Source organism: Lactobacillus gigeriorum DSM 23908 = CRBIP 24.85, assembly GCF_000296855.1.
GTDB lineage: Bacteria > Bacillota > Bacilli > Lactobacillales > Lactobacillaceae > Lactobacillus > Lactobacillus gigeriorum.
Map to the genome: position 1 here is coordinate 1 of NZ_CAKC01000056.1, position 11,094 is coordinate 11,094.

Consider the following 11,094-nt stretch of genomic DNA (forward strand, 5'->3'; position numbering starts at 1 on the left):
TTGGAGTCAAGTCCCTAGGGGGATTTGACTCCTTTTTCATTTGTTCTTTACCTTACCGCAAATTATTTTACACTTAGATTATTTTTTAGTAATCGCCGTTCATGATTGTATTCTTGACGATAACATAATCGACTAACTTGATGGCATTGAGATCTCTACCACCAGCGTAGGAAATTGAAGATTGTAAATCTTCTTGCATTTCCGTCAACGTATCAGAAATTGATCCACGATAAGGGACTAGCATTTGCTTACCTTCAACGTTACGATAGGCACCCTTTTGAACTTCAGAAGCAGATCCCCAGTATTGCTTGTAAGTCTTGCCATCGATTTTAATGACGTTGCCAGGAGATTCTTCATGACCAGCAAGCATGGATCCGATCATAACCATTGAAGCACCAAAACGAACTGATTTAGCGATGTCGCCATTATGACGAATACCTCCGTCAGCAATTAATGGTTTGCTGGCAGCTTTGGAACACATTCTAAGGGCGGCTAATTGCCAACCACCGGTACCAAAACCAGTCTTTAATTTAGTGATGCAGGCCTTACCTGGACCAACACCGACTTTGGTTGCATCGGCTCCGGCATTTTCTAATTCACGAACAGCTTCAGGGGTTGCAATGTTACCAGCGGTTAAGAAAGTTTCAGGTAGCTTTTCCTTAATATAGTGGATCATCTTGATAACGTAGATGGAATGTCCATGAGCAACGTCAATCGTAATATATTCTGGAATTGTATTAGTTTCAACTAACTGATCGATAAAATCATATTCAGCATCCTTGATTCCAACAGAAATTGAAGCGAATAGACCAAGCTCGTGCATTTTTTGAACGAATGCTAGTCGCTTTTCAGGTTGAAACCGATGCATTACATAGTAGTAGTCATTTTTAGCTAGCCAAATAGCGAGGTCTTCATTAATGACGCTTTCCATGTTCGCTGGGACTACTGGCAATTTAAATGTTCGGCTTCCAAATTTAACACTAGTGTCGGCTTCGCTGCGACTTTTAATTACACCCTTGTTAGGTACAAGTTGAATATCATCATAATCAAAGGCTTCCATACTGAAATAATTACTCATGGCAAAGTACTCCTTTTTTGTATTAGTTTCTACCAAACGAACCAACTATAAGCAAAAAAATGGTACTTGTCAACAATAAAATCGAACTATATAAAATTATAAAAATAAAATAATTCGGATTTTGATTGACTGAAGATATATTCATTGATAGAATAACACAGGTAACAAAAACAGAGATATTTATTTGAGGTGAATTATTATGACAGCAGTTGCAGTTGTAGGAAGCCAATGGGGCGATGAAGGTAAAGGAAAGATTACCGACTTTTTAAGTAAAGAAGCAACCATGGCGGTACGCTCAAACGGTGGTAACAATGCTGGCCATACGATCGAAATCGCTGGGCAAGAATTCAAGATGCGCTTGATTCCATCAGGTATTTTTGCTGCTGATCAAGGTGCCGTAATCGGAAACGGAGTAGTCATCAATCCTGAAGTCATGTTCCAAGAATTAGACAACTTAGAAAAGAACGGAATTGACATCAGCAAGTTGCGGATTTCTAACCGTGCTCACATCATCATGCCTTATGACATCTTACAAGATGAGTACCAAGAAGAAACTAAGGGAGCTAACAAGATCGGTACAACTAAGAATGGAATTGGACCTACTTATATGGATAAGGCTTCAAGAATTGGTATTCGTGTTTGTGACTTGTTGGAAAAGGATACTTTTGAAGAAAAATTGCGGGCTAACTTGGAAGCTAAGAATGCGTTATTTACCCAAGTTTATGGCAAGCCAGCTTTGAAGTTTGAAGATATTTTTGATAAATACTATGAATATGGTCAAAGAATGAAGCCATATGTAACTGATACTTCCGTCTTAGTTAACGATGCATTAGACAAGGGCGAAAAAGTTCTGTTCGAAGGTGCTCAAGGAATTATGCTTGATATCGATGAAGGTACTTACCCATTTGTAACCTCATCGAATACAATTTCTGGAGGCCTTGCTTCTGGTATTGGTGTGGGCGCTAACCGGATTAATACTGTTATTGGCGTCTGCAAAGCTTACACTACAAGAGTAGGTGCAGGTCCATTCCCAACTGAACTTCATGATGAAATTGGTGATCGCATTCGTGAAACTGCGCATGAATATGGTACAGTTACTGGCCGTCCACGTAGAGTTGGTTGGTTTGATTCAGTAGCTTTGCGTCATGCTAAGCGTGTTGCTGGAATTACTGGTTTAAGCTTGAACTTATTGGATATTTTCTCTGGCTTTGACACAGTGAAAGTGGCAACCGCTTATGAATTGGACGGTAAGGAAATCGACTACTACCCAGCAAGCTTGAAAGAACTTGATCGTTGTCATCCAGTTTATGAAGAATTACCTGCTTGGCAAGAAGATATTACCCAAGTTAAGAGCTGGGATGAACTTCCTGAAAATGCTAAGAAGTTCTTGAACCGGATTGTTGAATTAGTCGGGGTGCCTTTAGTTACTGTTTCGGTTGGACCAGATCGTGAACAAACGATTGTGCTTAAGAATCCATGGGAATTATAAGATGTTAGAACGTTATACGCGCCCAGAAATGGGTAAAATATGGTCATTGGAAAATCGTTATGCAGCTTGGCTAAAGGTCGAAATTGCGGCCACAAATGCTTGGGCAGAAATGGGTGAAGTGCCGGCAGATGATGCTAAGAAAATTGCTAAAAAAGCCAGCTTTACGGTTGATCGAGTAGCAGAATTAGAAGCAATCACTCACCATGACGTAGTAGCCTTTACAAGAACCGTTTCTGAAAGCCTAGGCCCTGAGAAAAAATGGGTTCATTTCGGCTTGACGTCAACGGATGTGGTTGATACCGCTCAAGGATATTTGCTTAAACAAGCGGATGAAATCATTCGTCAAGACTTGTTGACATTGAAGGATACGATTGCTAAGCGAGCTAAAGAATTCAAATATACGGTTGAAATGGGAAGAACCCATGGGGTACAAGCAGAGCCGACGACTTTTGGCTTGAAGTTAGCTCGTTGGTATGCGGAAATTAACCGTGATATAGAACGTTTTGAGCATGCTGCTAAAGGTGCAGAGTCAGGAAAAATTTCTGGGGCAGTGGGAACTTATGCCAACGTACCACCACAAATCGAAGCTAGTGTAATGAAGCAGTTGGGCTTAACTAGACAGCCGATTACGAGTCAGGTATTGCCAAGGGACTTACATGCAGAATATATTTCAACAATCGCTTTGATTGCTACGAGTATTGAAAATTGGGCAACTGAGATTCGTGGCCTCCAAAGAAGTGAAATTCATGAAGTTGAAGAACACTTTAGAGCCGGACAAAAAGGATCTTCGGCTATGCCTCATAAACATAATCCAATTGGTTCTGAAAACTTGTGTGGAATAGCAAGAGTGTTACGTGGACAAGTAGTAACAGCTTTAGAAGATGTTAGTTTGTGGCACGAAAGAGATATTTCACATTCAAGTGCTGAACGAATTATTTTGCCAGATAGTACGATTGGCATAGATTATATGCTTAACCGGTTCAATCGCATTTTAACGAATTTGGATGTCTTCCCAGAAACGATGCTTAAAAATATGGAGCGGACTTATGGCTTGGTATATTCACAACGGTTGCTACTTAAGTTAATCGATGAAGCAGGATTGTCGCGTGAGCAAGCGTATGACATGGTGCAAAAATTAGCTAACCGTGCTTGGCAAGAACAGACCTCATTTAGGGGCTTGGTCGAAGCTAGCGAAGTGATGGACTACTTGTCTGAAGCCGATTTAGACGATGCTTTTGATTATCACTACCATTTGCGTTATGTAGATGATATTTTTAAGCAGTGTGGCTTAGACTAATAAAAATATCGAGAAAATAGCAAACTCCGATTAAATCTTGAGGAAAAACAGATTTAATTGGAGTTTTTCTAGGTTGGCGGTGAAAAAATGTCAGTTCGTGACTATGGCGTCCGGTAACTAAATGGTGTATTATAAACACGGGTAAGTCTATTTTTTCTGGTTAAGCAAGTAGTCGTTAGCGAATTTGTTTTGATTAATTGGCATTTATCGCTATATTTATCTATCAAAACAAGCAAACCGTCCCCGATGATCTGGTGAGCCTTAATTGGAAACTGCTAAATACAGAGGTAGCGCTTATCGTAGCGTTATTGAGACTGAGTCGGCCGTTTCTAAAGAACTTCGTCAGGCATTCACGGGAAAGATCAAGCTGTAAGAGCTGGTCAAAAGGCCGAGTTAGGTCGTGTTCACATTATCGAAGGAATAAATAGCCTTACCCGGAAAAGCAAACAGCTAACCATGAGTTTCACCAAAAACGATGGGACAATCGAGCTACTTGCGAAAAAACTAATGGTTTTTGAGCTAATGGGATGTTGATGCCTATTAGCTTTTTTTGTTGCAATAAGACTTTTTTCTAATTTAGACTATAATTGGATATAGGATTAGATGTAGGGAAGTGGTTTTATGACCAAAAAAATATGTTTAATTGTTAGAATTATTGTGTTAGCTCTAGGTTTAAGTTTAGCAGCGTATATGATCTGGCAGCTTTTCTCGGGAGCTAGGATGTTGGATTTTGATATTAATACTCGTGGACCACTGATTGTTGTAGTATTCAGTATTTTATTGTTACTGACGATTGGCGCAGCTGTTAGCTATGTGTCTAATCTGCATTATTCTTCAACTATTTTTTTAGGCAGCTTATTAGCGATTATGTCAGGAATTTTGTGGATTAGACATCCTGAACAGGCAGATATTTATCGATTGTATTTTATCTATGGTCTAGTGGTAGCAGTAAGTGGACCATTTGTATTGGAAAAGAAGAAGTAAGTGTGTAAGATCCGATGGGATCCTTTTTAGGTATCAAAGCAAAAAGGCCATATTCCAATAAATATTAGGAACATGGCTAATTTTTGACGTGACTATCAACATGTTATAAATTGAAAGTAAGAATTAATGGAATAGATTAGTTAAGTTGTTGATTATTGAAGGCGAAACAACATGGCCAATTACGATGCCACCGCCAATGATTAACTTGCTTAGTAGATTGATTAATTTTGATTTTTGCATATTGGAGCCTTTCATTTTGAAAAATAAATACGGTGAAAAATTTAGAACAATACGACAAAATAGAAATAAAAGCCTAAGAATGATTAGTAGTAACATCACCTCCAAATCTAGTTTAGATCGATGGGAACAGGGCCAAGATAACTTATCATTTAATCAGGTTTTATTATTGTTGAATAAGTTAAATATCAGACCAGATGAATTGATTGAAAATGGACTTTCAGAAGAAACAATTCAAACTATTAGAGAAATCGAAACAGCATACATAAATGATGATACAGCATATTTGCTGAAGATTTGTAATAAACAGGATGAGCAAATTTTGTCTGAGCAAGATTTTCTTAAGGTCGCCTTAGCTTGTAACTGTTATCTAGAATTGACTGGTAAAAATGTTTTTACGAAAATTAATCAGAGACGGTTGACGAACTACTTCTATAAGATTGAAAAATGGTACTACGAAGATATTATGAACTTTGGCAATACTGCACAATTGCTTGATAGTTCAGTAATTTTTAGAATTAGTTCGAACATAATTAATTACGTAAAATATGCTGAATTAAGTGATAAAGATAACTATCGCATAATTTTTAATACTTTGCTTAATGCGAGTTACAATTTGCTAAAGCTTGATACTAATCTTGCAGAAAAATTAATCTCGCGCTTCAATATTGATTTGATTCCCCAAAAGTATGCCTTTGAAAGAATAAGATATAATTTTATGTTGATGTTGTTTAAATATCTTAAAGATCATGATGATAGTCAAATAAAGTATGAATTGAATTTCCTAAAGATGAATAAACTGGATCTTTTGTATGATACGCTTGAATATGCCTTTGAACAAATCAAGGTGGAATCTTGATTTTAGATGAATGATAGTGCTATAGAAGTTATTTAAATGTCCCAAATATGGGACATTTTTTATTAGCTGTTGATTTAACATGCTATATTGGAAACACTATTAATTATTAAGCATTTTATAATTAAATGTAAAATGCTTATTAGAGAAATTAATAGAAACATACTCTGAATATATTAAAGCGCTGGAAATTTGGGAATAATCTTTGTTCTAGATCTATTGGAAGAGGTGTTAAAAGATGAAAAAGGAGAAGAGTATTGATTTAAAATGGGTATTAAAGTCTGTACCATTTCTGTTACTTGTTGCCATTTTGTCATTATCTATTTTTAGTTCCTTTGAAGGAGTAATAAATGGATATGTTCTAGGTAAAATAACCAGCATTGATTTCAATAATTTGAATGAAGTATTGTTATTTGGTTTGGGTGTTTTATTAGCATATTTGGTAACTTATACTTCAGCTTATTTATTTTTGGTTTGTAAGCAGTTTGCGGTGAAGTATTTAAATACGAAACTTAAGTCGGAATTATTTAAATATCAATTGAAAGATATTTCAACTGATCCAACAGAATCACTTAATTTAGTGACGAATATTTCTTCCCAAATTGAACAAAGATACTTTGAATCGATATTTTATTTAGTACAATGTTTTATTACAATAATATCTACTGCAATTGTAGTATTAGGAACTAATATATATTTAGGAAGTATCTATATTTTGATGTCATTTATCAGTATGGCACCTTCTTATTTGTCTCGAAATAAACTTAGTGATAGCACTAAAGATTGGAGTAATAAAAATAATAGTCTTATTTCAATTATTAAAGAAATAACCTCTGGAAAACTTGAGATTAATAAATATAGCGTAATGCCTAAATTTTTGAATATTTTTGATAAAAAGCTTAATTCAGAAGAGAAAGCATATTATCGATTAAATTATGCAAGATTTACCGCTCAATTTTACACATGGATAGGTGCAGTATTATCAAGTGTTTTTCCTATCATTATTGGATTAATATGTATAGCTAAAGGCTGGTTGGGAGTCAAGGTTGGAACTGTTGTAACTCTATCTTTGACTGCAGATCATATTCTTGGTGGGATTAGGGAATTGACTAATTATTATACCCAAATAACAGGTACCAAAAAGATCAGATTAATTGAGTACTATGAACTACCTTCTGAAAAAAATGAAGTTCAAAGTACATCGAGCCAAGACAATTCCTTTATTGAATTAAAGGATGTTGTTGCTGGATATGGAGATAAGACTGTCATTTCGAATCTGAATTTAAGCATATCCGAATTTGATAAAATTGTGATAACTGGTCCTTCTGGTGTTGGAAAATCAACAATTTTAAGTTTGATTTCTGGACAACTAAAAACAAGAAAAGGTCAAGTTTTGATAAAAGGAATGCCAATTAGATTATCTGATTCAATTTTGATATCACAAAAGCCCTGGTATTTTGTGGGTACCGTGAAAGATAATCTTACACTTTATCAAAAATATGATAATGAAGCGTTGAATAGGGTTTTAAGGTTAGTTCATTTAGATAAAGAATTAGGAGAAGATCCTTTAGAATTTAAGATTAACGATAATTTATCAGGTGGGCAATTGCAAAGATTAACTATTGCAAGGGGATTGCTACGGAAGAGATCAGTGTTGCTTTTAGATGAAGTTACTTCTAGCTTAGACAAATCAAATGCAAGAAAAATCCGTCAGCTAATATATAGCCTTCCGATAACGATGATTGAAGTTGCACATAATCTAGATGAGGATTTGATCGAGAAAAATAATATTAAAATTTTAGAATTTGATGGTCAAAGCTTACATGAAAGACAATAACTGGACGCTTATTCTAGGTAATGGCAAAATGACAACAAAAAGTAGTCTTGCTACTAAAGGGACCTAGAAGCCTATGATCAGATAGTCGACATGGGTCAATATAAAGCATAATTACTTGAACCCCCGCATTTCAATATATGTAGAAAAAATCCCCCATCATTGAATTGCCATGTGTTATCATGGAATCTAGCATTTGATAATGGAGGATAAGAATGACACCAACGAAACAGCGCCGCTTCTGGGCATTAATGGCTGCACTAGCTTGCATTATGTGGGGGATCTCAGGTTTATTTGCTAAGGCCTTGTTTAATATTAGCCCAGAAATTACACCAATGTGGCTAACACAAGTAAGAATGGTTATTGCCGGAATTATTTTATTAGTCTTAGCTGGCTTTTTAAAACAACATCCCATCAAAGCAATGACCAATAAGACTGATGCTCGCGATATTATCGCTTATGGTATTTTCGGACTGTTGCCAGTACAGTTGTTTTATTTTATCGTAGTCCAAAAAGCTAATGCTTCAATTGCCACGATTTTACAATTTATTGGACCATTTTTTGTAATGGGATACCTAGCAGTTACGCATAAGCAAGTAATGCGGCGTATCGACTGGCTGGCAGCAATTGCTGCCTTTATCGGAGTTGTCCTGTTAGCAACGCATGGTAATTTTAACCACTTTGCCTTAACGCCTGAAGTCCTTTTTTGGGGCTTGCTGTCAGCGGTTGGAGTTGCGACTAATACTTTGATTCCTATCAACGTTTTAAAACGCGTTTCAAGCTTAATTATTACCGGCTGGGGACTACTAGTGGCTGGAATCTGCTTGTTAATCATTCATCCAGCTATGCCTAAAATTCCTAATACTCCTCAAGTTTGGCTCTGCACTACAGGAGTTATTGTGGTTGGAACATTGATTCCATTTCAATTGATGGCTAATGCTCTTAGATTTATTAAGCCATCAACGGCTAGCCTATTAGATGCGTTTGAACCATTTTCGGCAACTATCGGCTCAGTTGTAGTATTTGGCTTAGTCATGATGCCAATGGATTGGTTGGGGTCATTACTGGTTGTGCTAGCAGCGATGGCTTTAAATATAACGCCCAAAAAACGAAAAAGAAGCTAAACTAAAAAGCGATCATTCGATCGCTCTTTTTATTGGTTTTGGGCAAGACGGCGTTCATGGCGTTCAAGAATAGTTTTTATAATGGCATTTGCCACATTAGTATTCTTGAGCAAGGGACCGTGTGAATATGAACCGATTAAGTTGCGGTAGTGCAAGCCTTCGACCTTGTCTTGAGGGTTGTTGCCATAGCCTTCAATCATATCGCCGAAGGGATGCAACTTATCAGTATTATCGAAATAAGTTTGACCAGAGTGATTTTCAAAGGCCTTTACTTCGCCCCATTCAGACATATATCGAGTATCACCGATCATACGTTTATCGGACTTAAAAATCGTATGTAATGGCAAGATTCCTAAGCCTTTAATGGTTACGCCCGAATTAGTCTTGTAGTAGTCGCCTAATAATTGGTAACCACCACAGATGCAGAGCATTGGGTTGCTTTCATTGATATATTTTTCTAGAGTAGTTTTGTGACGTGGCAAATCTTGAGCGACGACAGTTTGTTCGAAATCTTGGCCACCGCCAAAGAAGACGAAATCATAGTCAAACGCATTGAATTCATCTCCTAAAGAAATGTTATCGACTTGAGTGTCATAGCCTTCTTTTTTTAGGAGATATTTCAAAATTTTAACATCGCCGGAATCACCATAAGTATTCATCAAATCTTCGTATAAGTATGCGATTTTGATTAGTTTATCATCCATATTATTTCCCCGTTTTTACTTGAACTATTATCATATTATAGCTAAAAGTAGGAAAGCTAGCAAAATAATTGCAAACATCTTTAGGCGTGGTAAAGCGAAAAAGGCAGTATTAATTTAGACAAAAATTCTACACCGGAGTATGATTTTGGGTAGTAAAAGAAAGAAGGAAGCACAATGAAAATCAACCTTGAGCTCGATCATGGCTATTTACCTGATCAATTTGGAAAATATGCAAGCGTTAAATTAAATGGTTTGCCAGTTGAATCATTTCCATTCACGATTAGCGAGCTTGCACCTGAAGCAAAATATTTGGCTTGGTCATTTGTCGACTATGATTCAACGCCTGTATGTGGTTTTACCTGGATTCATTGGTTAGTTGCTGATGTTCCGGCAACTCAACAAATACCAGCCGACTTTAGCCGGCAATACCAAGGTCCGCAAGGATATAACAGTAATATATCCAAGTTTTTACAGCAGCCCAAAGAAAACACTGTCGGCTATGTAGGACCTACGCCACCAGATAAAGAGCATTACTATACTTTGCGCGTTTACGGACTAAAAGAAGCTACTAATTTGCAAGGATCGTTTTATTACAATGAATTTTTAAAGGCGATTGAAGGCAAAGTAGTTGATGAAGCAAGAATCGATGTTTTGTCGCGCGCATAGCTGAATATTAAAGGTCACAGAGTATAAACTGTGGCCTTTTTGGTTGCGGTTCCGAGAAAATGGTGCTACCATCATAATAAAATAAAAATGATAAAAATAACAACAATTAGTAAGAATATAATAAGTTTTCGGTAGAGGTGTAAAAATGGATGAAAAACAAATCGCTGCTATGGCTGGCGAACATCGTATGCGACGATACGTAGGTGCTTTCAGTGTATTGTATTTACTGTTTATAACATATTGCTTGATGGTAAACCTGGCTTTGTTTGCATATTTAATGGCCGTCCAATTCATTTTTACCTTGCTTTATTTCATAATAAGATGGTTTTTAGATCTTAAAGTCAAAGAAAAAGTTAAACGCGAGCCGTTGTGGGAACGGATCATCTTATTTAATAAGGACAAGCGGAACTGGCTATATCTGTTGCAATGGACAGTCTTGATTTTGCTGGCTGCTTGCTTCATTGGCAATCATGTACAGTTGTTTACCATGATGATCAGTTTTAAAGAGAGCCAACATTTGTTTGAATTTCGCCAATATTTATTATTTGCGACCGTTATTGTACAATTCTTGGCTTATGCTTACCTTTCCTGGGATAAACCGCGTGCACTTAAAGTCACTTTAGCGCTTAATATCTTATTTGCGCTGGGGATGATTTGGGTTTTGCCACAAATGTGGTGGTTCCCAGCAAGCGAAATTTTTGTAGTTTGCTTGTTTTACTATGCTTTCGTATATCACCAACTATAAGTCTAAGTGTAAAATAATTTGCGGTAAGGTAAAGAACAAATGAAAAAGGAGTCAAATCCCCCTAGGGACTTGACTCCAAA

At 36.6% G+C, this 11,094-nt stretch carries 10 protein-coding genes; 8 read left to right on the forward strand and 2 right to left on the reverse strand.

The window, feature by feature from the left end; translation table 11 throughout:
- Positions 1 to 85 precede the first annotated feature (85 nt).
- A complete protein-coding gene (locus tag BN52_RS05270) occupies positions 86 to 1,078 on the reverse strand; it encodes a GMP reductase (protein ID WP_008473285.1) in 993 nt (330 codons plus the stop codon).
- 199 nt (positions 1,079 to 1,277) lie between these two features.
- On the opposite strand from BN52_RS05270, the gene BN52_RS05275 reads away from it, so the two are divergent.
- The 6 genes from BN52_RS05275 (at position 1,278) to BN52_RS05300 (ending at position 8,899) form a co-directional block, all read left to right on the forward strand.
- Positions 1,278 to 2,567: an adenylosuccinate synthase gene (locus BN52_RS05275; protein WP_008473286.1), complete on the forward strand. Its 1,290-nt coding sequence runs from the start codon at positions 1,278 to 1,280 to the stop codon at positions 2,565 to 2,567.
- 1 nt (position 2,568) lies between these two features.
- The gene (gene purB, locus BN52_RS05280; RefSeq protein WP_008473287.1) at positions 2,569 to 3,864 is read left to right on the forward strand and encodes an adenylosuccinate lyase; all 1,296 of its coding nucleotides are present in this window, start codon (positions 2,569 to 2,571) and stop codon (positions 3,862 to 3,864) included.
- 621 nt (positions 3,865 to 4,485) lie between these two features.
- Positions 4,486 to 4,848, forward strand: a complete 363-nt coding sequence (locus BN52_RS05285; RefSeq protein ID WP_008473288.1) for a hypothetical protein — start codon at positions 4,486 to 4,488, stop codon at positions 4,846 to 4,848.
- 196 nt (positions 4,849 to 5,044) lie between these two features.
- On the forward strand, positions 5,045 to 5,944 hold the full coding sequence (locus BN52_RS05290; protein WP_338385812.1) for a helix-turn-helix domain-containing protein: 900 nt from the start codon (positions 5,045 to 5,047) through the stop codon (positions 5,942 to 5,944).
- 235 nt (positions 5,945 to 6,179) lie between these two features.
- Positions 6,180 to 7,778, forward strand: coding sequence for an ATP-binding cassette domain-containing protein (locus tag BN52_RS05295; protein WP_008473291.1), 1,599 nt, complete (start codon positions 6,180 to 6,182; stop codon positions 7,776 to 7,778).
- Between the two features lie 212 nt (positions 7,779 to 7,990).
- On the forward strand, positions 7,991 to 8,899 hold the full coding sequence (locus tag BN52_RS05300) for an EamA family transporter (protein ID WP_008473293.1): 909 nt from the start codon (positions 7,991 to 7,993) through the stop codon (positions 8,897 to 8,899).
- A 29-nt stretch (positions 8,900 to 8,928) separates the two neighbouring features.
- Here BN52_RS05300 and BN52_RS05305 read toward each other — a convergent pair whose 3' ends face one another.
- On the reverse strand, positions 8,929 to 9,603 hold the full coding sequence (locus BN52_RS05305; RefSeq protein ID WP_008473294.1) for a type 1 glutamine amidotransferase: 675 nt from the start codon (positions 9,601 to 9,603) through the stop codon (positions 8,929 to 8,931).
- 174 nt (positions 9,604 to 9,777) lie between these two features.
- Here BN52_RS05305 and BN52_RS05310 point away from each other — a divergent pair, with 174 nt between their 5' ends.
- Together BN52_RS05310 and BN52_RS05315 are read left to right on the forward strand one after the other, a co-directional pair.
- Complete coding sequence (locus BN52_RS05310) at positions 9,778 to 10,269, forward strand: YbhB/YbcL family Raf kinase inhibitor-like protein (protein ID WP_008473295.1); 492 nt, start codon at positions 9,778 to 9,780, stop codon at positions 10,267 to 10,269.
- Positions 10,270 to 10,414: 145 nt separating this feature from the next.
- Complete coding sequence (locus BN52_RS05315) at positions 10,415 to 11,014, forward strand: hypothetical protein (protein ID WP_008473298.1); 600 nt, start codon at positions 10,415 to 10,417, stop codon at positions 11,012 to 11,014.
- The last annotated feature ends 80 nt before the right edge of the window (positions 11,015 to 11,094 follow it).